This window comes from Neobacillus sp. NPDC093127, from assembly GCF_044754175.1.
In the GTDB taxonomy this organism is placed as follows: domain Bacteria; phylum Bacillota; class Bacilli; order Bacillales; family Cytobacillaceae; genus Neobacillus.
Genome location: NZ_JBIVOP010000009.1, coordinates 1 through 22620, shown reverse-complemented (window position 1 = coordinate 22620; position 22620 = coordinate 1). Strand labels below are relative to the sequence as shown.

The following is a 22620-nucleotide window of genomic DNA, read 5'->3' as shown; positions in this document are numbered from 1 at the left end:
TTTTATTCCTCCTCATCAATCGAAAAGTTCTCCTTTCGCCCATCCTCCGTTATGATTTGAGTCAGTTGCTCTTCAACACTTTTCAATTTGTCATGACAAATTTTAGATAATTCCATACCTTCTTTATAAAAAGTAATCGCTTCTTCTAATGGAACATCTCCCTCTTCAAGCTTATCGACAATTTGTTCCAGTTTCGTCATAGCCTCTTCAAAAGTTAATTTCTTTTCATTCATCACTTTTTCCGCTCTCCTTTATATTCTCCACATTACAGTAAAGACTCCCGTCTGATAATTGAATCTGAACCCGCTCATTCACTTTAACCTGTTTCACCGTTTTAACTAGGCTGTAATCGTCGGTATAGGCTAAACTATAGCCTCGTTCCATTATTTTCAACGGGCTTAAGGCTTGTAAGGTTGACAGTACATGATTGAATTCCGTTTGTTTTTTTGAGAATATTTGAAGCATAGACCGGTTCATGTCTTTTTGTCTGCGTTTGAACTGATTTTTAGCTTCAAGTAATGCTTCGCTCGGGTGGTTTCGTTCCAAACGTTTATTAAGAATTTCATGCTGGCCTTTTTTTAATAATGATAACTTGGACGTGCCCCGGACAAGCCTTTCTGTTAATTTGTCTACTTGCTCGAGCTTCTGTTCATAGAGACGATGTGGATAGCGGAAGGCATATGATTTTTGTACCCGGTTTAACCGCTCTTTTTCAAACCGGAATTTTTCCTGCATGGCCCTTAAAAGACGGGTCTGCCGTTGCAAAATCCGGTCCATTAATTCCTCAATATGCGGAACAGCGAGCTCAGCAGCACCTGTCGGAGTCGGCGCCCGAAGATCCGCTACAAAATCTGCAATTGTAAAATCCGTTTCATGACCGACGGCCGAAATAATCGGAATCCTTGAGGAAAAAATCGCCCGGGCAACCTGTTCCTCATTGAAGGCCCATAATTCCTCAATAGAGCCTCCCCCGCGCCCAACAATCAAAACATCTATTTCCTTAATCCCATTTGCTTTAGCAATCGCTTTAACAATGGAGGGTGCGGCATTATCACCTTGGACAAGGGCAGGGAAAACAAGAATATTGGCAATTGGATAACGCCTTTTAATTGTCGTGATGACGTCTCTTATCGCCGCACCTGTTGGAGAAGTAATCACGCCAACCGTTCTCGGATACAGGGGAATGGCCTTTTTCGCTTCAAATGCAAATAGTCCCTCAGCCTCTAATCTCTGTTTTAGCTGCTCATAGGCTAGAAATAATTCTCCAATACCGTCAGGCTGCATCTCTCTAATATAGATTTGATACTGGCCGCTTGGTTCGTACACGGTAATATCGCCTTTTACAATCACTTTCATTCCGTTTTCCGGAGTATATTTCATTAACCGAGACTGGCTGGCAAACATCACCGCAAGAATTCGGGCTTTTTCATCCTTTAAAGTAAAATACATATGGCCGCTCGAATGTTGTTTAAAATTTGAAATTTCGCCTCTTACATGGACATCATGTAAATGTGGATCGGCATCAAATTTTCGTTTTATGTATTTAGTTAAAGCATTTACGGTTAGATATCTTTGCTCCTGCATAATAAGTTCCTCTTTTCAACCAATTCGCGAGTCTGTCCTTAATCTTTAGAAAATGGGAAAGATAAGGACATGATCCTGCTTAATCGCGCGTTAAACTTTGCTCGGCGGATTTTAGCGTATTATACATCAGCATCGTTATCGTCATTGGTCCTACTCCCTTTGGTACCGGTGTGATATATCCAGCCTTTTCACTCACCTCATCAAAGGACACATCACCACAAAGCTTGCCGTCCTCATTACGGTTAATACCTACATCAATGACAACCGCGCCTTCTTTAACATGATCCGCTTTGATAAAGTTAGGGATCCCGACTGCAGCAACAAGGATATCCGCTTGTTTTGTATGTAACTTTAAATCTTTGGTTTTGGAATGACAGTAAGTTACGGTCGCATGCTGATTAAGAAATAATTGCCCTACCGGCTTGCCGACAATATTACTTCTGCCGACAACGACGACGTTTTTCCCGGCAATAGATATTCCTGTTTCCTCCAGCAGCACCATGATCCCATAAGGGGTACAGGGCAAAAAGGCATTCTGCCCGGTCATCATCCTGCCGATATTAATCGGATGGAACCCATCGACATCCTTTATCGGGGAAATCGTCTCAATTACCTTTCTTTCATCAATATGTTTAGGAAGCGGCAGTTGAACTAAAATCCCATGGATGGCGGGGTCCCCATTTAATTCTTCAATTTTCGCAAGCAGGTCCTCTTCGGAAACCTCCTCTTGCATTTCAATTAATAAGGAGTACATGCCAAGTTCTTTACATGTCTTTTCTTTATTTGTTACATATGTCCGTGAAGCATGGTTACTTCCGACAAGAATAACGGCTAATCCTGGGGTTACTCCCTGAGATTTAAGGGCAGCCACATGTTCGGCAATTTCTACTTTTTTCTTCGCAGCAATTTCTTTTCCATTAATTATTTGAGCAGTCATCAATATTTCTCCCCTTTTGTGAGAGGAACCAATCAATTAATCGTTAAGAAGCTTTTGTTTCACCTTTGAAAGAACACCATTAATAAACTTGCTTGATTGGTCATCCCCGTAAATTTTGGCTATCTCTATAGCTTCATCTAAAATTACATTTTCCGGAACTTCCGTTCGAAAATATGTTAATTCAAATACAGCAATTCTTATTAGGTTTCGGTCAACGGTAGCTAAGCGATCTATCGTCCATTTTTCAAGGTTTTCACTTATCAATTTGTCGATTTCGGCTTTATGTTCGACAACGCCTAAAACGAGCTTAGAAAGATAATCGTCACCTGCCTCCCCTTCCAAAACATGTTCAATTGCGGATGATGCCTCAGTGCTGCTTACATCGATTTGAAACAGAGCCTGTAATGCTTTTTCCCTTGCTGTTCTTCTCTTCATTATACAGTTAACTCCTTTAGATATATTAAAAAAATTTGTCTATATTTCATACATAATATTGGATTAAAACAAATAAAGATGGTTTGCACATAAAAAGATAATAGCATAACTAACATGGATTCGCACTGTAAGGATCATTTTTTTTCAATTTGTATCATTGGAAAAGAAAAACCAAAGGATTAAGTTCCTTTGGTTTTACATCTTACATCTCTGAATCAATTTCGGGTTCATTCTTTTGGGTTTCAAATTGAATTCCAACAACATGAATATTTACTTCCTCTGCATCTAAGGCAGTCATATTAAGGAGCGCTTGCCGGATGTTATCTTGTACTTTCCCAGCTACAGTCGGAATCGATACCCCAAACTTCATCAAGCAGTACACATCAACCTTTATTCCTGATTCCGTCAGCTCCACTTTAACACCTTTACCGTGATTTTTCTTCCCCAAACGTTCTACAACACCCGTTGCAAAATTTCCGCGCATTGAGGCGATACCTTCCACCTCGGAAGTGGCAATCCCCGCAATGACCTCAATGACTTCAGGGGCAATTTCAATCTTCCCATGCCCGCTATTACCTTGTTCCATTTCTAATACACTAAACTCGCTCATCTTTCTGTTCACCTCCATAAATTAGCTAGACTTCATCACATCATGCAATTCCAGGAATTTCGTATTAAATCCGCCTTCTACAAATGTTTCATGCTCTAGTAATTTTAAATGAAATGGGATTGTTGTATGGATTCCCTCTATAACAAATTCACTTAATGCCCGTTTCATTCTGGAGATTGCCTCTTCCCTGCTGGGACCATATGCGATGACTTTCGCAATCATAGAATCGTAGTAAGGCGGTATCGTGTACCCCGGGTATGCAGCCGAATCAACTCGAACTCCAAAACCTCCAGGCGGCAAGTACATTTTGATTTTTCCAGCCGAAGGGAGAAAATTCTTTTCTGGGTTTTCAGCGTTGATCCTGCACTCAATTGCCCATCCTGTAAAAGTGACTTCCTGCTGTTTTATAGATAACTTTTCGCCGTTTGCCACTCGAATTTGTTCTTTAATGAGGTCGATTCCAGTGACCATTTCAGTTACAGGATGCTCAACCTGAATCCTTGTGTTCATTTCCATAAAATAAAATTTACGATTGCGGTAGTCATAGATAAATTCTACCGTGCCGGCACCTGAATAAGCAACTGCTTTTGCTGCTTTTACTGCGGCAGCACCCATCTCTTCGCGAATTTCCCCGTCTAAGGCAGGTGAAGGCGTTTCTTCAAGCAGCTTTTGCAGCCTGCGTTGGATGGAGCAATCTCTCTCGCCTAAATGGATGGTATTACCGTGAGAATCACCAAGTACCTGAATTTCGACATGACGGAAATCCTCAATATATTTTTCAATATAGACACCGGCATTCCCGAAAGCGGTCAGCGCTTCCTGCTGGGTAATATTGATGCCTTTAATTAATTCCTGTTCATTCCTGGCAACACGGATTCCTTTGCCGCCACCGCCTGCTGTTGCTTTAATAATGACTGGATACTGAATTTCTTCCACAAGTTGAAGGGCCTCGTCGATGTCATTAATAATTCCGGTGGAGCCGGGAACAATCGGTACACCAGCTTCCTTCATCGTTTCCCTAGCGATATCCTTTGTACCCATTTTGGTGATTGCCTCTGGGCTTGGTCCAACAAAGGTTATATTACATTCACGACAGAGTTCAGCGAAATCGGCATTTTCTGCCAAGAAGCCATAACCCGGGTGAATGGCATCACAAGCGGTTAGCTTGGCGACACTAATAATATTTGTAACGTTTAAATAACTGTCTTTTGATGCAGTAGGACCAATGCAATAGGCTTCATCAGCCAACTGAACATGCAATGCTTCCCGGTCTGCTTCTGAGAAAACGGCAACTGATTCAATTCCCATTTCCCGGCAGGCACGAATAATCCTTACTGCGATTTCTCCTCTATTTGCAATTAACAGTTTTTTTATCATCCTGTTACCGCTCCTTACCTTAAGGCTTTACTAAAAATAATGGCTGTCCGTATTCAACTAATTGGCCATTTTTTGCAAGTACTTCCACAATTTCTCCAGTTACTTCTGCTTCAATTTCATTAAATAATTTCATTGCTTCGACAATACACACAATGGAATCCTTCGTTACATGTGACCCTGCTTTCACATATGCATCTGCATCCGGAGTCGGAGAGGCATAGAAAGTTCCTACCATTGGTGAAGTAATCTTGTGTAGATTTTCTGTATCCGCTTCAGTGGTTGTTTCAACCTTTGGAGCTTCCTGCTTTACTTCAACTGCAGGCGCAGTTGGAGTAACAGCTGCAACCGGAATTGTTTGAACGGCAGCCGGTGCTGCTGGAGCAGCTGCTTGTATAACTGGCTGAACAGTCGTTACTGTTGCTGGACCATTCTTCTTCATCTTGATTTTAGAACCGTCATTCTCATATACAAATTCATCAATACTCGACTGGTCAACCAATTTAATCAATTCACGAATTTCTTGTACTTTTAACATTATGTAACACCCCTCGTACTACTTTAATAAACTGCTTTGAACTTTGGATACTGGCTAGCTCAGCACCCAGCGGCTAGTGCACTTCGCTAAACGGGTGCTTCCGCTTTTCTTATGACTTACTACTAATACTATAATATAATACTAAGTAAAAGTTCAATAATCTTAATCGGATTTCTCACTTTCCTCTATGCTACCATCTTAATATTTTTTAATCAAAAAGGGAATTTTTACTGTCGTTATCAATACAAAACACTATTTTTCCCTATTTAAAAATAAATAAACGTAAAAAAAAGGAAGCAATGCTTCCCTAGTTTGTCGAGAAAGGGTATTATTCTCGGCAATTTTTTACCTTGTCAGATTCTAAATACGAATTTTATTTATTTTCCCTGCAATTAGGCCTGTTGATTTCCGCTCCAGGCACTCGCTTTCCGCGGGGAGGTCCTGGAGCCTCCTCGGCGCTATGGCGCCTGCGGGGTCTCCAGTGACCTCTATATCCCGCAGGAGTCGAGTGCCCTCCGCTCCAATCAACAGGGAGGCAACTAAATCTAAAGTATTACAACACACCTTTTCTAACCTTGCTAAGTGTGTTGATAAAAAGAAGAAGAGAATCAGATGGGCGGTCATTATCCTCACTATAAAATGGACGAACTTTTCTAAAAGAAAAGAAAAATCTATATATAATAAGGCGTAGGAGGTGGTTGTCTGGAACTAATTCATCGATAGACACAAATTCCTATTCACTTTGGATAGATTCCTATGGCATAAACATTGATTTCACCACTTATTTTTATAATTTATTGGTTGAGTCGAAGTCTTTATTAATACCGCACTGTTGATTGGAGCGGAAGGCGGCGAAGACTCCTGCGGGAGCAGCGGGACAGGTGAGACCCCGCAGGCGCTTTAGCGCCGAGGAGGCTCACCGCCCGCCCCGCGGAAAGCGAAGCCGCCTGGAGCGCAAATCAACAGACCTGATGAAAAGACCGAATACTGATGAGTTTACAACAAATTAACGCGTTTAATCATTAAAGAAAACGATTGAAATAAAAGGCTATCGAAAGTTTTTCGATAGCCTAAGGAAGCGAGGCTTCCCTTTTTTTACATTTTATTTTGAAGGCTGATATTCTACTGCAACATAGTTGGTTTCATCAATTTCTTTTTTCACTTCAAGCATAATTTTATTTGCTTCTTTTACTGATGGCTTCTTCTTGGCTTTAACTGTAACGATGACTTCCGGTCCATCGGCTCTAACTAGTACATCATCATAGCCCATCGTTTTAATAAAATGTTCAAGCAATTCTTCCTTTGCCGCTGTTTCAGTTAACTTATTCATTTGATCTTTTACCTTACTTTTTTCATCTTCGGAAAGATTGGTGGAAGCTAGTTGAGTAGTTAGATCTTGTCTCTTTTCGCTGCGGATGTCTTCAAGGTCCATTTTAAGTTCTTCAAACTGAGCATCGCCCGCTACAGAAGATATGACGGATTTGCCATCCTTGGATTCGGTTTTTGTTTTACCCTGATTTTGATCTTTACCCTTTTGTTGGACAGCTGCTAGTTCATTCGTTTTTTGCTCTGGAGAGGTAATATAATAAACCGTCAGCACAACTACTAAACTTAACATTGTCAATAACCAAACTGTTTGTTTTTTTAAAAGCATGAAGAAATCCCCCTTTTATTTTTTAGGCATAACAGCGACTCTGTGGCTCGGCACTCCTAAAACCCTCGTGACTGCTTCCCTAATCCATTTTTTTACCTCGATATTTTCAACACCTTTGGCAACGACTAATACACCGCGAATCTCTGGTTTTTTTGTTTCGACTACAATTGGAACCTCTTTTTCTCCTTCACGGATTATCACCAGTTGTTCATCCGTTGAGGAATCCTGAACTTTACGCTGCCCGCCGTCACGATCTACCTCATCCGTTGTTTGTGATTTTGTCACCCGATTTTTTTCTAGTACCTTTTTATCTGTAGAATCAATGTTCACAACGACGGTAACATCATTTACTCCTAACATTTCCTGAAGTGCCTTCTTTAGTTGATTCTCATATTTTTCTTCATAATCAGCTATCGACTTATTGCCTGAACCCTTATTCAGGCCAAATGCAGCTACATCCTCGGACTCTGCTTTCCCACTTGTTGCAGCAGGTACCGCTGCAGGATTTGTGTCATTTTTGAACACAATATTGCCTACAAACATAAACGCGGCACCAATACAAAGGACTAGGATCATATACTGGTATTTACCGGGTTTCTTCTCGCCATTTTCATCAGGTTTGAGTATTTTTTTGAGCCATGATAATGGTCCTTGATTGTTATCCATTTTTCTTTTTGATCCCCCCCTCAATCGAAATCTCAACTGACTCTTCTGATACATTCCATTTTTGCGATAGAAATGCGGCTATTTGTTCTGTTTCTTCTGTTGATCCTTTGGATGGAAGAGGTGTTCCTGTGTTAATATCGATTTGTTTAATCACTTCGACTGTCTTCACGCCAGTTTCTGGCTGCTTCAGAAGAACCACAACCTTTTGGAGGTTTTCAGGAAATGCTTTGTCGCTTTCTTCGTTAATGGCAAGGTCAATTGTTTCTATCTCCAATCCGTATTGGTCCATCAACTCCTTTTTTACGTCCTTTTTCAGCTTGACAGCCATGTCTTTTAAAATATATGCACTCTGGGATGCTTGTATTTCTTTTTTCTTTAAATCTATTAAATTTTCCATATTTTTTTCCCCTGGTGCTTGATACGTTGGGATGGCGGCAAAGGCTGATTCAAAATCCTTGGAGATCAATTTAAGGATTGGGGTTAGAATAATGGCGATTAAGAGCAGTCCTGTAACCATTTTGGTATATTTCTGCATACTCGAATTTGGAAGCAGCATATCAATGACTGTCGCTAACAGGATAAACAGAATAATATTCGTTACCCACTCTTTCAAAAACTCCATTTTCTGGGCCCTCCTATCTCATCATCATCGTCAAATTTCCAGCAGCTACAATAACCGTAATACTTAAAAAGAACATCAGTGACACAATCGCTAGTGCGGCAAACACATAAATCACACTCTTACTGATAATATCCAAACAGGTAATGATTGGCCCGCCGCCTAATGGCTGAAGGATAGCGGCGGCAAATTTATAGATAAAGGCGATCATCAAAATTTTAATCGCAGGAAATGCGACGATGATTAGCAGGATCGCCACTCCGGCAATCCCAACCGTATTTTTTAACAGAACAGATGCACTAACGACTGTATCGGTTGCATCGGTAAACATTCTGCCGATGACCGGAATAAAGTTTCCGGTAACGAATTTCGCTGTCCTGATGGTTACACCATCTGTTACAGCGGCGGAAGCCCCCTGGACAGAGATAACACCTAGAAATACTGTTAAGAACAGACCCATTAACCCGATGCTCCAGTTTCTTAGCAAGGCTGCCAGCTGCGACACTTTATATTGTTCAGACATTGTACTGACAACACTAAGCAAGGTAGCTAGAAAGAGGAGCGGGAGAATAATATACTGTATGAATAAACCGCTCATATTCATTAAAAATAATATGACTGGATGGAAGAAAGCCGCGGAGACAATTCCTCCGGAAGCGGCTATTAACGCCAGCAGCAACGGCACAAGCGCAAGCACAAAGGAGATCATTGTCCCGATTGCTTCGTTCGTGTAATCGATAGCAACATGAAAACTATTAAGGGCAAGAATCACCAGCACCATATAGACGATCGAATAAGCAACCTTGCTGATTGCGCTTTTCTCGAAGGCATTTTGCATTGATTGCAGAAACATACTAAAAATCGTTAGCATGATCAACGAACCAAGTAATTTCCCATTCGCAATAAACTCATGGAAAGCAAACTTTAAAACTCCCTGCCCCCATTGTTTAAAGGAGAATTTTTTATCCCCTTTTACGAAATCATACAAGCTTCCTTTTTGGCTTTCCGGAAGAAAGCCGCCATATTTATTGGTAATATCTTCCCAAAATTGTTTTAGTTCCGCTAAGTCCAATGCTTTGAGTTGTGAATCTACTAATTCCTGCGGTGAAAGCGGGTTAGAGGTGTCTTTAGATTCTTCGGCAGCTTGGACACTAGGAATCAATAAAAAAAAGAATACAAGAATGATAATAGGAATAAACTGCAGCCTCTGCTTCAATTTTTACACCCCATTAGCTCGGAATTAGTTTGATAATGGTTTCAATTAAAACGGTTAGAATGGGAATCGCCATGGCAAGGATAATAATTTTTCCTGCTAATTCTATTTTTGAGGCGATGGCTCCTTGACCGGCATCCTTCGTTATCTGGGTCGCGAATTCAGCGATATAGGCAATCCCAATAATTTTGAGAATCGTTTCAACATAGACCATATTCACCTTGGCATTCACTGCTAACTTTTCGAGCATATGAATGATTTCAAAAATCTTATCCACTAAAAACAGAAAAATGACACAGCCAACAAAAACAACCAAAAGGAAGGCAAAATTTGGTTTTTGCTCTTTAATGATTAAGGCAAGAAAGGTTGCGATGAGAGCGACGCCGACTATTTTAATGATTTCAATAGCAGAGCCCTCCTTTCTATTGAAACAGGAATACAGATTTTATTTTTTGAAAGAGGTCGTCCACAATCGAGGCCACCTGAAACAAAATATAGATAAATCCAAACAAGGTGACCCACTGTGCGTATTCCTTTTTACCCACTTGATCAAGAACAGTATGCAAAAAAGCAACCACTATGCCAACACCGGCAATTTTAAAAATAATATCTACTTCTAAGCCCATTGCTTTTCCCCCTAAAATAATAAAATAATCAGTAATAATCCTGATAAGAAGCCCAGGCTCTTTATCATCTTTTCATATTTTGCCTGCCTGTCGATGGCATCCGCTTCTTCTCTTTCAAGATGTGTCAGCGTCAGCATAATATGTTTTTGCTGGGAAAAGCGATCATGGCGGCCAAGGGTTTCCCCAAATTGCTTCATAATTTCAAATTCTCCCTGCTTTAATGCTGTGGACTTCCAAACCTCTTTTAAACTAGTTTCCCAAGCATCCTTCACCGTTGTTTCTGTGTCTGTCAGTTTCTTTCCAAAGGCTTCAAAAAACAGGGAAAGAGGTTTTGAAAGCTGTGCAGCTAATCTCCTGGCAGCCTCATGCAGCGGTGTGTGACTATACATGATTTCCGCCTCTAGTGATTGCAGTGCCGATCTTAACGCCCTTAGCTGCTTGGGCCGGTCACTAAAATTTCGGGCTGCCTCAAACCCAGTCCAAGTCGTTGCAACAATAATGATGATCGCGCCAATTAACTTAATCATTCATGTCACTCTCACTTTTTGCTTCATTTCATGTCCATTTCCATCAAGAATATGTGTAATCGTTCCGGGCCCAGCTGCACGGCTCAAAATGACAAAGCGCTCAAAAATTCTTTGGTCAATGATGGCTCTTAGGGACGGTCGATTCCGTATTTCTTCCATGCTCGTCCCGTGTGTAGTCGTGATTAGTTTGATACCCGCATGGACCGCCTCTTGAATGGCCTCCGCATCCTCCATTCTGCCAATTTCGTCGGCAATCAAGACATCCGGGCTCATCGAGCGAATCATCATCATCATTCCTTCAGCCTTTGGACAGGCGTCTAAGACATCAAGCCGATGGCCAAAGGTTAATTGCGGTACGCCATTTACACAACCAGCAATTTCACTCCGCTCATCCACGATACCTACTTTACGAGCCTGAAAGCCTTTTGCCCTGTTCCCGGAAGAAATGATTCTTGCAATATCTCGTAACAAGGTTGTTTTCCCTGTTTGCGGTGGTCCAATGACCATCGTATGCATCCAATTCCTTTGATAAATAAAGGGGATTAGTGGTTCAGCTATCCCCACCTTTTCCCTGGCAATCCTTATGTTAAAAGAGGATATATCCCGAATCGCCTTGACCCTTCCCTCTTCAAGGATCACCTTACCAGCGAGCCCAATCCGATGTCCCCCGGAAACGGTAATATATCCTCGTTTCAGCTCTTCCTCAAGCGTGTATATTGAGAAGTGACTTATTTTATTCATTAAATGAACAGCATCTTCGGGCTGAATAAGATAGGATAAAAATCTTGGTTCTCCCTTAAGCGTCATTTCTACTGGCCGGTTAATGCGAATACGAATTTCCTCTAATTCTTCTTTTTCATTAGGAGGGATTTGGCTGATTAGCTCGGCAATTTTTTTGGGTAAGAAGTTAAGAATTGTTTCCACGAAGGTTTCCTCCTTGTCTCTCATTATTTAAAATGTATGCCTGCTTGGACGCATTATGACTTTCAAATCTGTTCATTCTTTCAAAAATTATCCTTCGATTCTATTTTCTTCATCTTTTTACTAGACAAAATAGAAGAATTTTAACAATGGAACATTTAGCAAAGTTTTGCCGTATTTTATAGAAAGCTCGAACATGTAAGGAGGAGAAAAGAATTTGTATAATTACCTGCCCCCAAGGAATGGAATTCCAGGCAAGGGACATTCATTGATTAAAGTAACCGGGGACGGAGAATTAGCAGTCCAGCCCGACACTGCCACTGTCAATTTAGGGGTCGTCACTGAAAATAAGGTGCTAATAACAGCCCAGCAGCGAAATTCTCAAGAGTCAAAAAGGGTAATCGATTCCCTATTAGCACTTGGAATTCCCCATAGTCATGTGCAAACATTCGATTACCGGATTGAATCCGATTATGATTATGAGCAGGGAAAACAAATTTTTCGAGGCTATAAAATCACTCATATAGTACAGGTGAAAATAGAAGATTTAACGTTAATAGGAAAAGTGGTGGACACTGGGGTCGAAAACGGAGTAAATTATGTCTCAAATATCCAGTTTAAAGTGAAAAACAAAGATCCTTATTACCAGCAGGCTCTTACCTTGGCATTAAACAATGCGATTGAAAAGGCGAAAACAATTGCAGCTGCATTAAATGTGACACTAGTTCCGACTCCTAGTTCGATCATCGAAGGAGGAGCCGTTGCCCAGCCCTTTTATCATCAACCGGAAACACTTGTTAAAGGGATAAGCTCCACCCAATTTGAGCCGGGACAAATACTGGTAAAGGCAAATATAGCAGCGGAATTTCACTATTTGCAGACCTTTTAAAAAAAGGATTGAACCAGAGGTTCAATCCTTTTTTCTATTCTTTCTCATATTTCTTTGCCCAATTATACAATTGCATTTCTGTAATTGCCCCATTGTAATGCTCTCGAATGACTCCCTGTTTATCAATTACAAATGTTTCAGGCTGCCCTGTGACATTATACAACTTCGAAACCTTCGCATTGTAATCAAATAAATAATTCATTCCAGCTTTATTGTTGTCGGTAACTTTTTTAATCTTATCCATTGTCTCACCGCGGTTAATCATAAGGAGGTTATATTGATTACCATAATCTTTTTGGAAAGCCTCCAGCTCTGGAAGTTCTTCCTTACACGGGGCACACCATGATGCAAAATAATTCAAAATAACAACTTTCCCCTTAAAATCAGCGAGTTTCGTGGTACTTCCATCTAAATTTGGCAGCTCGAATTGGTAAGCCTTATCGCCGACATCTGTATGTTTTCCTTTTGTTACCATACTATAACCAAAAAAGCCGAACATGCCTACAATAAGAATAAATACGAGTAATTTGATAACTCGCTGGTTCATCGTATTTTCCTCCTGACACCGATAAAATCAACAGGCTAAATCAACCTGTTATTTTTCAAGCTGCTTTAAAAACTCAATTTCCTTCTGAAGTTTGCTATGTTTCTTACCGATAATGAACATATAGCCAAAAATGACAACCCAAGCAACGGAATAAGCTCCAAACATATATTCATAATTCATCATTAATTCCTCCTACTGATCTAATTCTTCTCTTAATTTTTCTTTGTAGTGTTCGACTTTCATTTTCATCTTCTCAAAGGAAACGCCCTTTTGAAGCAGGTAAGCATAAAGAATCGTGAACGCTGTTATCGTGACAAGCAATGCTACAAGCATACTGCTTTCAATCCCGCCGCCTTGTTGGGAAGGACCGTCACCAAAGACAATTGGGTGGAACTTTGTTTGCCACCAGCGAATGGCAAAGAATACAATCGGAACGTCAGCAAAACCGATGATGCCAAAGACAGCTGAAAGCCGAGCCTTTTTATCCCAAACACCATCCATTTGGCGAATCATAATGTAGGCAATATAGATAAAGAAAAGGATTAGGGTCGTAATGAGACGCGGCTCCCAAACCCACCAGGTATTCCAAGCTGACCTTGCCCAAATTGGTCCAGTTGTTAAAACAATGATCGTAAAGACCACACCAATTTCTGCTGAAACATAGGCATACGTGTCAAAAATTCGCTTGCGCTTGATTAAGAACAAAATACTGAATACAAATGTTACGAAAAACGCCATGAAAGCAAGCCATGCAGAGCTAACATGGAAATAAAAGATTTTTTGCGCGGCATGCATCGTAGATTCTTCCGCCGCAAAGATAAAGATAAAATATAGAGATACCAGCATGGAAATGACTGTACCAGCAAACAAAATTTTTGATAGATTCGCTGATTTCACACGCTTCAACGGTGTCCCAGGGAGCATCGCTTTCTCTCGTTCGAGATTCATACTCATCACTTAAACCTCCAGCACATAATCGATTAATAAGAAACAAACAACAAAGAAGATAACATCATACGCTGTAACCAATTGAATCCAGGCAATTGCACTAGAAAGCTTTTCGACATTCGTTAAAATGATTTTCGTCGCCTGGACAACACCGATCAGGATCGGCGTTGTTATTGGAAAAAGCAGCAGCGGCAGCAGCATTTCACTGCTCTTAGAATTGGCAGCTAAGGCAGCTAAGAACGTCCCAATGGCGATAAAACCAAAACTGCCTAAGAAAACTACTAAAATAAAATAGGGTACGCTGCCGAGAAACTTGAAATCAAATAGTAAGAATAAAAACGGAATAGAAACGAGTTCAACCACGAGCATCATCGCGAAATTAGCTAAGAACTTTCCTAAGTAAATGCTCGCAGCCTCCATTGGTGCAACCAACAACCCTTGCATCGTATCGTTTCGCTGCTCGGAAATAAACGAGCGGTTAAGACCTAAGATTCCAGCAAATACGATAATGACCCAAATGACTCCCGGTATGACAGCCTTTGTTGTGTTATTAGCTGGGTCAAAGGCAAAGCTGAAAACAACAATAACAAGACCTGCAAAAATAATTTGTGTAGTTAAGATTTGTTTTGTTTTTAACTCAGAATATAAATCTTTTTTTGCAAGTAATAGCGCAGTGCGGAATAGGTTCATGATACCCCCTCCACTTGCAGCTCATATTTTTCAGAAACAAAACCTAAGTTACGATTTTCAATCTTGAAATCATCGACAATTTTGCCGTTTTTCACAATGATTATCCGGTCGCAGATTTCCGCTGCTTGTTTGAAATCGTGAGTAACCATTAATGTGGTAGCACCTTTTTCCTTCATGGAAAGAATTACATTATTGAGTATGGAAATAGCTCCCTGATCCAAACCGGTATGTGGTTCATCGAGCAGCAAAATCTCCGGATCATGGATAATCGCACGGGCGATGGCAATCCGCTGAATCATGCCGCGTGAGAAATTCTTCACTGGTTCATTTAAAAAGAATGATAACCCAACTTCCTTTACAAGCTTAATCGCTCTTTGCTCTACATCATCGACACCGTATATATTTCCAAAAAAAACAAGGTTTTCTAACGGCGAGTAATGATCATATAGCAAGCTGGAATGGGGTAAATAACCTAATAGTTTTTTGATTTCAAGATGGTTTTTTTTCAAATCCAAGCTATTAATCTTAATTAGGCCTGAAGTCGGCTTAATCAGGGTGGCCAGAACCTTAAGCAGTGTACTTTTACCAGCACCGTTTGGTCCTAATATCGCAACGGTTTCCCCTTTTTTGATGGAGAGGTCAACACCACGTAAGATTAGCTTATTATCAGCTTGCTTCGTCAGTTTTTTTATTTCAATCATAACGGTCACTCCCAACAAGCTGTTATTCGATAAAGTTCCGTAAATTTAACTTAACCTGGACTAAATGCTGTTTATAGGCGGCTAGCTTGGCATGGTACTCAGTTTCAGAGAGCTTCCCGTCACCGAAGGTTTCTTCCAGTTCGATAATCTTATCCATAATCGCCTTTTGCTTCGCCATTAACTGCTTAAAGGCCTTCTCTTCCTTGTCAGCCCCAAGTCGTTCCTCTTCTAATCTTGCTTTCCGTCTAAAGTAGGCAAAATAGGATATCCCCGCGATCAAAATAGCTCCGATAATAATCAAAAAGACGTGTGGGTTAAAACGATGTAATGGTGACTGCGCCCACATTCTTAGATGGCCGGGATTATGGAAAGCTGGTGCCGTATGGGTAACAGCACTATTTGCCCCATTTTCACTTGTTGTTTGCTTTTGTTCGGTATCCTTCTTAGCAGGCTGTACGTCTTTGTTGTAAACAAGGGAAAATGGCGAGTTCGCTTGAATATCTTCTATGGTGTAAATCCAAAAGTTCTTACCATCCATATTTAGCAGCTCTGGGCTAACGGCTTGAATCCCGCTCATTTCGAGACTGCCCTTCCCTTCTTCAACAAGGAAGATTAACGATTTTACCGTATAATCAAAGGATAAATTGATGTCCTTCCCTTTTTCTATTCTATAGCTGTAGGGAAGCTCAATCCTTTGATCTCCCGGAATTGGAGTAGTGGTAATAAAGCCTGTATCAACTTGCTTAGAAGCAATTTTATTTTCTGAAAAATCTAGATCCTTTGCTCCTTTAGGGAGAGTTACGTTTAAAACGGCCTCACTTTTTCCATCACCTTTATATTCATCAGCTGTTGTGTTTAAATAGAAGCCCCTATTATTCAAATAGGTCGAGCCATCTTCGGAAGGTCCTATAACGATATACTGCATATCAATTATGATTTTGGAATCAGATGCTGCCAAACCGTTTAACGGAATTAGCAGCATAAGTCCAAGGAGGAGAACGGTGATTTTCTTGATCACTTTCCTTCCCCCTTTTTACTTTGATAGCTTTTCATTTGCGCTTCAATTTCTTTTTCCACTTCGGCCATTAATTCTTGGTCCACTGGTTTATCTGTTATTTGTTCTTCTTCCTTCATAATGCTGGCCACTTCTGATTCGTATTGTTTCTTTAAGTTTTTGTAATCGGCGTGTGAGATTTTATCCATTTTGTACTCAAACTCTATTTCATTCAGAGTGGTCAAAAGCGCTTCTTTCGTCGACGCTAAATCTTGATTTTTAGAACTAACATGTAAATAGGTATCCCACTTAAATAACGGTGACAATATTAGAAACAAACAGACAAGCGCCAGCGCGGCTGTAAAAATCATTGAAATGATTGTGATTTCATGCATTTTACTCACATCCTAAAGATACTTTTTGCGTTCTTCATCGATCATAGAAGAAAGAATTTCCCCTTCTACTTCATCCTCGGTGTTCTCATATTCAGTGACTACTACTTCTTCTGCTCCCTTTTTCTTCACCCATTTACGAATGATAAAAAACAAAGCCGCTGCAGCTGCTCCTAATACTATAAATGGAAGAACCCAAGCCATTAAGCTAAAACCGCTTTTCTCTGGAGAAGTCAATATTTCTTCGCCATAAATATTGACATAGTATTCACGAATTTTATCCTTATCCCAGCCCTTGTTCATCATCTCAACAAGGTCTTTTTTAAACTCGGTTGTAAGATTACACGTATTGGGATCACATTCATAATGATCTTGTCCGCAGCCGCATGTGCAGGCGAATTGGGATGCGACGGCTTTAAATTCAGCAGATTTATAGTTTATTTGTCTGGCTTCCACCGGGAATATTGATCCTTGAAAGATAAACGCAATGACGAGGAGCCCTATATAAATTTTGTTTTTCATATTAAGACACCTCACTACGTACTCCTGTGTATCTCGGAGTGACATTCCCATATTTTCCGTTCCAAACCGCGAACAGAGCACCAATGACAATCATGAAGGAACCAAACCATAACCAGTTCATCATTGGATTAACCTTGACGACAAAGGTTGCTCTGCCATCATCTTCCCAAGCACTTAATACAATATATAAGTCTTCCTTAAGTGAAGAAATGATCGCTACCTCGGAAGAAGGCTGTTCCCAGTTGCCATAAAACACTTTTTCCGGCTGGAAGGAACCAAGTTTTTTACCATTTTTGAAAACGGTTATATCTGCATAAACAATATCGTTGATACCTTCTCTTTTTTGATCAAGCCGCTCGTAATTGAGTCGGTAATCCTTTATTTCAATCGATTGTCCTAAACTAACTGTCTTCATCGTCTCTAAGTCATAGTTTTGAGAGCCGATGATCCCCATAGTAATGAACGCGATGCCAAGGTGGACGATGTAACCTCCATACCTGCGGCGATTTCGTATCATCAATCGGTACAATGCAACGAAAGGTGTTTCTTTCGTCATTTTCCTTCTAGCTTTGACACCTCGGTAAAACTCTAAGTAGTGGGTGATTAATAATAGAATAATAACCCCGTAGCCAATGACTGCCCATGCTTTTTGGATACCTAATCCAACCATTAGGATCATCCCAAGAACAGCAAGGATAGCAGGTATCATGAAGTTTTTCTTGAGATTTTTTACCGTTGACCGCTGCCATGCAAGCATTGGACAAACTGCCATCACAAACATCATTGATAATAGAATCGGTGCTTCTACCTTATTAAAGAACGGCAGCCCCACTGTTACCTTTGTTCCGCGGACAGCTTCAGATACTAGCGGGAAAATCGTTCCCCAGAATACGGCAAATGCGGCACCAACTAATAATAGATTGTTAACTAAGAAGCTGCTTTCTTTAGAGACGAACGATTGGAATTCACCGGCACTGCGTTTAAGCATATTGTAGCGGCTCATTAACACATATAATGCTAGGATTACGGCTACAGCCATAAAGATTAAGAAGTATAATCCTAGATTTGAATTGGCAAACGCATGGACAGATGTCAGAACACCGCTTCGTACTAGGAATGTACCAAAGAGTGTCAATGCGTAAGAAACGATGATTAAGCTGATATTCCATATTTTCAGCATGTTTTTCCGTTCTTGAATCATCACAGAATGTAAGAAGGCAGTAGCCGTTAACCATGGCATAAACGACGCATTTTCAACTGGATCCCATGCCCAGTAGCCGCCCCAGCCAAGCTCTACATATGCCCACTGGCCGCCAAAAATATTTCCTAAACTTAAAAACAACCAAGCAATAATCGTCCAGCGTCGCGTCGCTTTTATCCAGAAATCATCAACATTTTTCAAGATTAGCGCTGCCATTGCAAAGGCGAATGGAACGGCAAGGCCGACATACCCTAGGTACAATGTTACTGGATGAATAATCATGCCAGGGTTTTGGAGCATTGGATTTAGACCTTTCCCTTCTATTGGAACGGTATTTAATAGAAGGAATGGTTTTGCTACAAACCCCAGGATAAAGAAGAAGAAAACCGCGTTAGCTAAAAGAATAGCTGAAATATACGGAACCATTGGGTTTCCTTTCATCTTCTTGGAAAAAACAATCATGACCATGTAAAGCGTCAAGAAGAATGTCCACAATAACAAGGAACCAGCGTTACCAGCCCAAAGGGCTGTTAATTTATAAATGATTGGCAGCTCACTGCTGGTATAATCATGAACGTATTCGTATTGAAATTGCGATGTTGCTAAAAGGTAGAACAAGGAAAGCATGGCAAGTGCCGCACAGACAAATAATGCAATCAAACCGCCTTTACCGCTGTTTACAAACTTCTGGTTTTTTGTACTAATTCCTAATGTGATAATGAGGAGTGAATATATTGCAATGGCTAATCCGATATAAATGGTTGCGTTAGCAAATAAAAACATTTCGTCACCTTCTTAAGTTTGCCTGTTATTTTTCTTTCTGTGGTTGATTTAACTTATCTTTATGTGTTTCAGGATCATATTCCTTTACATCTTTTCCTTCGTATTTGGAAGGACATCTTGTTTTCACTGACTCAGCTTCAAAAGTATCTTTCTTTGTCGGAGATCCTTGAAGAATAGTGATGACACCTTCAGAGAAGTTATCTGGTTTTGGTCCGTTATGAATAACATGCATAATCTGACCTTCGTTATTTTTTACATCAAATTTCAACTCAATTTTGTCGGGATTCCATTTAATTGAATCTTCCATTAATAACCCCTCTACAGTTACAAAATCATCTTTATGCTGACCCTGGGTTGCGAGCAGCTCTTTCATTGTCAACTCTACCCCACTCGAACCAGGTGTTGCTGCCATAAGTAAGAACACAATGGCCCCAGCAATTATAAAACCGCCAAGCATGACAAGCGTATTTTTTTTCATCCTTCTCACCTCATTAGATTAATTTCTTCATTTCTTCTTCGTACATTTCTTGGTCTATCTTTCCGGTTAAGAGTTTCTTGCGGAGTTCCTTTTTTTCCTCAGCATTTGCAACTTTGTTATCTCTTTTTTCAGTTGGTTTCTTTGGCTGCTGTTTAATATGTTTTGAACCCTTTGCTGCTGTATGAGATGACTTAGGGTTACCTTTCAATCCTAGGTAAACGAAGAGGCCAGCGATAATAATCGCAATTCCAATAATCGATGCACCGCCAACCCCGATAAGTGGACGTTTTGAGTTGTCCTTTCCGCCATTTAGAACTTGATCTGTTGCAGTTCCATTTACTCCTGTATGGTTTTCATCATTTGGCGGCTGTGCCTTGTTTATTGCTTCCATTGTTGATTCCGTGCCATCTTTCTTGTATGTGAAGGTATAGTTCATGTTTTCTCCGGCTTTTACATTTTTGTATTGGTAATAATAGAGCTCTTCTCCGTATTCATTTTTGGAATTGTTAGGCGCCTTCGGTTCTAATTGAATCTCCTTAGCATTCATTGGCGCATAAAAGACAACATCAAGCAGATCGATATCGGCTTTGTTGATGAGTTGATATGTAAAGCTCTTTTTGTCCTTAACATCAATTGTTTTTGTGTAATATTCGATAACAAATTTGTAAGCCTCGTTATTTTTAATTGGTTTTGCGGGTTTCCAGCTAATGATTCCCTTTTCCTTATCAACATCAAACGGACGCTGTACTTCTGGTTTATTTTCCTCTGGAAATTCTGCCACTAAAGCAGCCTCAAAGCCCTTATCATTTGCGGGAACGGAAATTTCAATTTTCCCATCATAATCTTGGCCGCTTTTGTTTGTAATCGTTCCGTACTGTCCAACTAGTAACGAAGGAACATCCTTTGATTCCCAATCCTCAGGGTAATCAAACTCTGGCATGACTTGAACCTGCATTTCCTTCATCGGAAATTTTTCTGCCTGAAAGGCTGTTTCAGCACTTGCCTTTGGCAGGATAAAACTAGAGACAAATGATGCAGTAATGAATAATGCCAACCACTTTTTCTTACACATATTAATCCTCCTTGATATGGAAAACTCATCACTAGGGAGCATTATTTTCCACTATAGTCCTCTTTGAAATAAATATAATCTTAATCCACCCCTATTTGTTGATTCACTCTTGAACATTTTGTTAAAGGATTAAAAACGTTCCCTTTTCGTCAAAAAACCACCACAAAATGTTCACATTTGAGGAAGCAGAAACGCCATTGAAAAAAAAAAAACCTCGAGCCCATTTACATGGGCTCAAGGTTTAAGGTAATCGTTTGGTGGTTCTTTATTTTCTTTTATTGAACGTATATAACTAATGATGTCCGAAATATCTTGCTTTTTTAACTGGCGCACACCTTCTAGGCCTTTTAATGACGGACCCATCCTTGTTTCTTCGCGGCCATACGCCGTAGCAATCCAGATTTGCTTATCTGTTGTAAACTTTAAATATTGTGGATTAGAAAGAGCAGTACCCATTTTTATTTTTCCAGCTCCTGCCTCACCGTGACAGTTTAAACAATAGACATTGTATTGTTTCAACCCGCGACCTGGATCACCGGAAATCGTTTTTGGCACATTAAATTCAAGCTCTTTTGTTTGCCAATTTCTCATAAACGCAGTAAGATTTACCAACTCATTTTCCGTCAACCTTGGACCGTAAGCTGGCATGGCAGTACCTTCCCTGCCATATTTCACGGAATTATATAGGTCCTTATCGGATACACTACTTAAAAAGTGCTGATTATTAAGGGCTGTCCCCGCATATGACCCCTCACCTTTTCCGTTTTCACCGTGACAAATTAAACAATTTTTGTTATAAACCTTTTCTCCTGAAGCAATGGCTTTTGAATTCTTGCTGTCAAAAATACCACTATTGCCAATGCCAAAAATAACCCCAATAATAATCAAAACATAACTTCCGATTAATATTTTTTTCATGGCTGATACCTACTTTGGTTCAGGTGTTGGTGTTGGATCTCCGGCATTTCCATATTTACCAGTAATTAATTCATAAATTTTCTTAGGGCTTTTACCATCAAGATGCAATTCTACCGCCTCCCGGGCGATATCGACACAAATATCTCAGGCGACCCCCATTGAATCCCATTCCGTAACAGCCTTATCATTTCCAAATTGATCAATGAAGCAATCTAAATTACTTTTATGTCCATCTGACATACCACAGCCGCAATAGCAGGGAACTTGTGCAACTACCTCCGGGTATTCTGTCGCCATAATATATGTTTGTTGAATCTTTTCCGGCGAACCCATAACATAATCAGGTAATGGCTTATGCTTTTTGTCAAGAGCCCATTTTTCATTGTCGAGCTTGGAACCGCAGCCTGCAACAATCAGAGCTACTGTAAAACAGAGAAATAAAAGAGTCGTAATTCGTTTCATTGTTTGTATCACCTCTTTCTATTCATTTATACAATATAATCTTATCAAAAAGTGATTAGATAAATAGTCGTTAATTCTTACTATTTAGTGAAGTTTTCAAGATATTAAAAGGTAAAATAATATATTCCTTTAAATGAAAACTTTGTTAAAAGGGAATGTTGATTTCCGTTCCAGGCGCTTCGCTTTCCGCGGGGCGGGCGGTGAGCCTCCTCGGCGCTAAAGCGGAGGGCACTGAAAAACTTACGTTTTTTTGTCTTTTCATTTTGAGGGAATATAAAAAAGGTGTCATTTCGTCTAAAATTAGCTGAAATGGCACCTT

General features: G+C 40.2%; 29 protein-coding genes. 1 reads left to right on the top strand and 28 read right to left on the bottom strand.

The window, feature by feature from the left end:
- Window positions 1-2: 2 nt before the first annotated feature.
- The 15 genes from ACIQCO_RS13735 to spoIIIAA all read right to left on the bottom strand — a co-directional run bounded on the left by ACIQCO_RS13735 (window position 3) and on the right by spoIIIAA (window position 11707).
- Window positions 3-236 (bottom strand): exodeoxyribonuclease VII small subunit, encoded by a 234-nt coding sequence (locus ACIQCO_RS13735; RefSeq protein ID WP_400429374.1) that lies wholly within the window; start codon window positions 234-236, stop codon window positions 3-5.
- Window positions 226-1584, bottom strand: a complete 1359-nt coding sequence (gene xseA / locus ACIQCO_RS13730; RefSeq protein WP_400429371.1) for an exodeoxyribonuclease VII large subunit — start codon at window positions 1582-1584, stop codon at window positions 226-228. The genes ACIQCO_RS13735 and xseA overlap by 11 nt, the downstream gene beginning before the upstream one ends.
- A gap of 79 nt (window positions 1585-1663) precedes the next feature.
- Window positions 1664-2521 (bottom strand): bifunctional methylenetetrahydrofolate dehydrogenase/methenyltetrahydrofolate cyclohydrolase FolD, encoded by an 858-nt coding sequence (gene folD / locus ACIQCO_RS13725; protein WP_400429369.1) that lies wholly within the window; start codon window positions 2519-2521, stop codon window positions 1664-1666.
- Between the two features lie 36 nt (window positions 2522-2557).
- Window positions 2558-2956 (bottom strand): transcription antitermination factor NusB, encoded by a 399-nt coding sequence (gene nusB, locus ACIQCO_RS13720; RefSeq protein ID WP_400429367.1) that lies wholly within the window; start codon window positions 2954-2956, stop codon window positions 2558-2560.
- A gap of 202 nt (window positions 2957-3158) precedes the next feature.
- A complete protein-coding gene (locus ACIQCO_RS13715) occupies window positions 3159-3566 on the bottom strand; it encodes an Asp23/Gls24 family envelope stress response protein (protein ID WP_066089685.1) in 408 nt (135 codons plus the stop codon).
- 21 nt (window positions 3567-3587) lie between these two features.
- Window positions 3588-4943 carry an acetyl-CoA carboxylase biotin carboxylase subunit gene (gene accC, locus ACIQCO_RS13710; protein ID WP_400429363.1) on the bottom strand — a complete coding sequence of 452 codons (1356 nt, stop codon included), beginning with the start codon at window positions 4941-4943 and terminating at the stop codon, window positions 3588-3590.
- Between the two features lie 19 nt (window positions 4944-4962).
- Window positions 4963-5478, bottom strand: coding sequence for an acetyl-CoA carboxylase biotin carboxyl carrier protein (accB, locus tag ACIQCO_RS13705; RefSeq protein WP_400429360.1), 516 nt, complete (start codon window positions 5476-5478; stop codon window positions 4963-4965).
- A 1102-nt stretch (window positions 5479-6580) separates the two neighbouring features.
- Window positions 6581-7132 (bottom strand): SpoIIIAH-like family protein, encoded by a 552-nt coding sequence (locus tag ACIQCO_RS13700; protein WP_400429357.1) that lies wholly within the window; start codon window positions 7130-7132, stop codon window positions 6581-6583.
- Window positions 7133-7147: 15 nt separating this feature from the next.
- Window positions 7148-7798: a stage III sporulation protein AG gene (spoIIIAG, locus tag ACIQCO_RS13695; protein ID WP_400429354.1), complete on the bottom strand. Its 651-nt coding sequence runs from the start codon at window positions 7796-7798 to the stop codon at window positions 7148-7150.
- Window positions 7791-8420, bottom strand: a complete 630-nt coding sequence (gene spoIIIAF / locus ACIQCO_RS13690; RefSeq protein ID WP_400429351.1) for a stage III sporulation protein AF — start codon at window positions 8418-8420, stop codon at window positions 7791-7793. Before spoIIIAF ends, spoIIIAG begins: the two co-directional genes overlap by 8 nt.
- A 13-nt stretch (window positions 8421-8433) precedes the next feature.
- Window positions 8434-9633 (bottom strand): stage III sporulation protein AE, encoded by a 1200-nt coding sequence (gene spoIIIAE, locus ACIQCO_RS13685; protein ID WP_400429348.1) that lies wholly within the window; start codon window positions 9631-9633, stop codon window positions 8434-8436.
- 13 nt (window positions 9634-9646) lie between these two features.
- Window positions 9647-10036 (bottom strand): stage III sporulation protein AD, encoded by a 390-nt coding sequence (spoIIIAD, locus tag ACIQCO_RS13680; RefSeq protein ID WP_172800905.1) that lies wholly within the window; start codon window positions 10034-10036, stop codon window positions 9647-9649.
- Window positions 10037-10052: 16 nt separating this feature from the next.
- Window positions 10053-10256, bottom strand: coding sequence for a stage III sporulation protein AC (spoIIIAC, locus tag ACIQCO_RS13675; protein ID WP_007084610.1), 204 nt, complete (start codon window positions 10254-10256; stop codon window positions 10053-10055).
- A gap of 11 nt (window positions 10257-10267) precedes the next feature.
- A complete protein-coding gene (gene spoIIIAB, locus ACIQCO_RS13670) occupies window positions 10268-10783 on the bottom strand; it encodes a stage III sporulation protein SpoIIIAB (protein WP_400429345.1) in 516 nt (171 codons plus the stop codon).
- Window positions 10784-11707 (bottom strand): stage III sporulation protein AA, encoded by a 924-nt coding sequence (gene spoIIIAA / locus ACIQCO_RS13665; RefSeq protein ID WP_400429342.1) that lies wholly within the window; start codon window positions 11705-11707, stop codon window positions 10784-10786.
- Between the two features lie 214 nt (window positions 11708-11921).
- Here spoIIIAA and ACIQCO_RS13660 point away from each other — a divergent pair, with 214 nt between their 5' ends.
- A complete protein-coding gene (locus tag ACIQCO_RS13660; RefSeq protein ID WP_400429339.1) occupies window positions 11922-12593 on the top strand; it encodes an SIMPL domain-containing protein in 672 nt (223 codons plus the stop codon).
- Window positions 12594-12627: 34 nt separating this feature from the next.
- On the opposite strand, the gene ACIQCO_RS13655 is transcribed toward ACIQCO_RS13660, so the two are convergent.
- The 13 genes from ACIQCO_RS13655 to ACIQCO_RS13595 all read right to left on the bottom strand — a co-directional run bounded on the left by ACIQCO_RS13655 (window position 12628) and on the right by ACIQCO_RS13595 (window position 22301).
- Complete coding sequence (locus tag ACIQCO_RS13655; protein ID WP_400429336.1) at window positions 12628-13140, bottom strand: TlpA family protein disulfide reductase; 513 nt, start codon at window positions 13138-13140, stop codon at window positions 12628-12630.
- A gap of 48 nt (window positions 13141-13188) precedes the next feature.
- Window positions 13189-13320: a CcmD family protein gene (locus ACIQCO_RS13650; protein WP_082805081.1), complete on the bottom strand. Its 132-nt coding sequence runs from the start codon at window positions 13318-13320 to the stop codon at window positions 13189-13191.
- Between the two features lie 12 nt (window positions 13321-13332).
- The gene (locus ACIQCO_RS13645; protein WP_400429333.1) at window positions 13333-14094 is read right to left on the bottom strand and encodes a cytochrome c biogenesis protein; all 762 of its coding nucleotides are present in this window, start codon (window positions 14092-14094) and stop codon (window positions 13333-13335) included.
- Between the two features lie 3 nt (window positions 14095-14097).
- Window positions 14098-14778: a heme exporter protein CcmB gene (locus ACIQCO_RS13640; RefSeq protein ID WP_400429331.1), complete on the bottom strand. Its 681-nt coding sequence runs from the start codon at window positions 14776-14778 to the stop codon at window positions 14098-14100.
- Window positions 14775-15479 carry an ABC transporter ATP-binding protein gene (locus tag ACIQCO_RS13635; RefSeq protein ID WP_400429328.1) on the bottom strand — a complete coding sequence of 235 codons (705 nt, stop codon included), beginning with the start codon at window positions 15477-15479 and terminating at the stop codon, window positions 14775-14777. Before ACIQCO_RS13635 ends, ACIQCO_RS13640 begins: the two co-directional genes overlap by 4 nt.
- Before the next feature lie 22 nt (window positions 15480-15501).
- Window positions 15502-16497 (bottom strand): hypothetical protein, encoded by a 996-nt coding sequence (locus tag ACIQCO_RS13630; RefSeq protein WP_400429325.1) that lies wholly within the window; start codon window positions 16495-16497, stop codon window positions 15502-15504.
- Window positions 16494-16868: a hypothetical protein gene (locus ACIQCO_RS13625; protein WP_400429322.1), complete on the bottom strand. Its 375-nt coding sequence runs from the start codon at window positions 16866-16868 to the stop codon at window positions 16494-16496. The genes ACIQCO_RS13630 and ACIQCO_RS13625 overlap by 4 nt, the downstream gene beginning before the upstream one ends.
- A 12-nt stretch (window positions 16869-16880) precedes the next feature.
- Window positions 16881-17387 carry a cytochrome c-type biogenesis protein CcmH gene (locus ACIQCO_RS13620; RefSeq protein WP_400429319.1) on the bottom strand — a complete coding sequence of 169 codons (507 nt, stop codon included), beginning with the start codon at window positions 17385-17387 and terminating at the stop codon, window positions 16881-16883.
- A 1-nt stretch (window position 17388) separates the two neighbouring features.
- On the bottom strand, window positions 17389-19371 hold the full coding sequence (locus tag ACIQCO_RS13615; RefSeq protein WP_400429316.1) for a heme lyase CcmF/NrfE family subunit: 1983 nt from the start codon (window positions 19369-19371) through the stop codon (window positions 17389-17391).
- 25 nt (window positions 19372-19396) lie between these two features.
- A complete protein-coding gene (locus ACIQCO_RS13610) occupies window positions 19397-19849 on the bottom strand; it encodes a cytochrome c maturation protein CcmE (RefSeq protein ID WP_400429313.1) in 453 nt (150 codons plus the stop codon).
- 13 nt (window positions 19850-19862) lie between these two features.
- On the bottom strand, window positions 19863-20921 hold the full coding sequence (locus tag ACIQCO_RS13605; RefSeq protein ID WP_400429310.1) for a hypothetical protein: 1059 nt from the start codon (window positions 20919-20921) through the stop codon (window positions 19863-19865).
- A 234-nt stretch (window positions 20922-21155) separates the two neighbouring features.
- Window positions 21156-21839 carry a c-type cytochrome gene (locus ACIQCO_RS13600; RefSeq protein WP_400429307.1) on the bottom strand — a complete coding sequence of 228 codons (684 nt, stop codon included), beginning with the start codon at window positions 21837-21839 and terminating at the stop codon, window positions 21156-21158.
- 9 nt (window positions 21840-21848) lie between these two features.
- Complete coding sequence (locus ACIQCO_RS13595; RefSeq protein ID WP_400429305.1) at window positions 21849-22301, bottom strand: PCYCGC motif-containing (lipo)protein; 453 nt, start codon at window positions 22299-22301, stop codon at window positions 21849-21851.
- Window positions 22302-22620: the final 319 nt, after the last annotated feature.

Coding starts and splice junctions, on each gene's coding strand:
- xseA (WP_400429371.1), bottom strand. CDS start 1,584: ATGCAGGAGCAAAGATATCTAACCGTAAATGCTTTAACTAAATACATA.
- folD (WP_400429369.1), bottom strand. CDS start 2,521: ATGACTGCTCAAATAATTAATGGAAAAGAAATTGCTGCGAAGAAAAAA.
- nusB (WP_400429367.1), bottom strand. CDS start 2,956: ATGAAGAGAAGAACAGCAAGGGAAAAAGCATTACAGGCTCTGTTTCAA.
- ACIQCO_RS13715 (WP_066089685.1), bottom strand. CDS start 3,566: ATGAGCGAGTTTAGTGTATTAGAAATGGAACAAGGTAATAGCGGGCAT.
- accC (WP_400429363.1), bottom strand. CDS start 4,943: ATGATAAAAAAACTGTTAATTGCAAATAGAGGAGAAATCGCAGTAAGG.
- accB (WP_400429360.1), bottom strand. CDS start 5,478: ATGTTAAAAGTACAAGAAATTCGTGAATTGATTAAATTGGTTGACCAG.
- ACIQCO_RS13700 (WP_400429357.1), bottom strand. CDS start 7,132: ATGCTTTTAAAAAAACAAACAGTTTGGTTATTGACAATGTTAAGTTTA.
- spoIIIAG (WP_400429354.1), bottom strand. CDS start 7,798: ATGGATAACAATCAAGGACCATTATCATGGCTCAAAAAAATACTCAAA.
- spoIIIAF (WP_400429351.1), bottom strand. CDS start 8,420: ATGGAGTTTTTGAAAGAGTGGGTAACGAATATTATTCTGTTTATCCTG.
- spoIIIAC (WP_007084610.1), bottom strand. CDS start 10,256: ATGGGCTTAGAAGTAGATATTATTTTTAAAATTGCCGGTGTTGGCATA.
- spoIIIAB (WP_400429345.1), bottom strand. CDS start 10,783: ATGATTAAGTTAATTGGCGCGATCATCATTATTGTTGCAACGACTTGG.
- ACIQCO_RS13655 (WP_400429336.1), bottom strand. CDS start 13,140: ATGAACCAGCGAGTTATCAAATTACTCGTATTTATTCTTATTGTAGGC.
- ACIQCO_RS13650 (WP_082805081.1), bottom strand. CDS start 13,320: ATGAATTATGAATATATGTTTGGAGCTTATTCCGTTGCTTGGGTTGTC.
- ACIQCO_RS13645 (WP_400429333.1), bottom strand. CDS start 14,094: ATGAGTATGAATCTCGAACGAGAGAAAGCGATGCTCCCTGGGACACCG.
- ACIQCO_RS13640 (WP_400429331.1), bottom strand. CDS start 14,778: ATGAACCTATTCCGCACTGCGCTATTACTTGCAAAAAAAGATTTATAT.
- ACIQCO_RS13635 (WP_400429328.1), bottom strand. CDS start 15,479: ATGATTGAAATAAAAAAACTGACGAAGCAAGCTGATAATAAGCTAATC.
- ACIQCO_RS13625 (WP_400429322.1), bottom strand. CDS start 16,868: ATGCATGAAATCACAATCATTTCAATGATTTTTACAGCCGCGCTGGCG.
- ACIQCO_RS13620 (WP_400429319.1), bottom strand. CDS start 17,387: ATGAAAAACAAAATTTATATAGGGCTCCTCGTCATTGCGTTTATCTTT.
- ACIQCO_RS13615 (WP_400429316.1), bottom strand. CDS start 19,371: ATGTTTTTATTTGCTAACGCAACCATTTATATCGGATTAGCCATTGCA.
- ACIQCO_RS13610 (WP_400429313.1), bottom strand. CDS start 19,849: ATGAAAAAAAATACGCTTGTCATGCTTGGCGGTTTTATAATTGCTGGG.
- ACIQCO_RS13605 (WP_400429310.1), bottom strand. CDS start 20,921: ATGTGTAAGAAAAAGTGGTTGGCATTATTCATTACTGCATCATTTGTC.
- ACIQCO_RS13600 (WP_400429307.1), bottom strand. CDS start 21,839: ATGAAAAAAATATTAATCGGAAGTTATGTTTTGATTATTATTGGGGTT.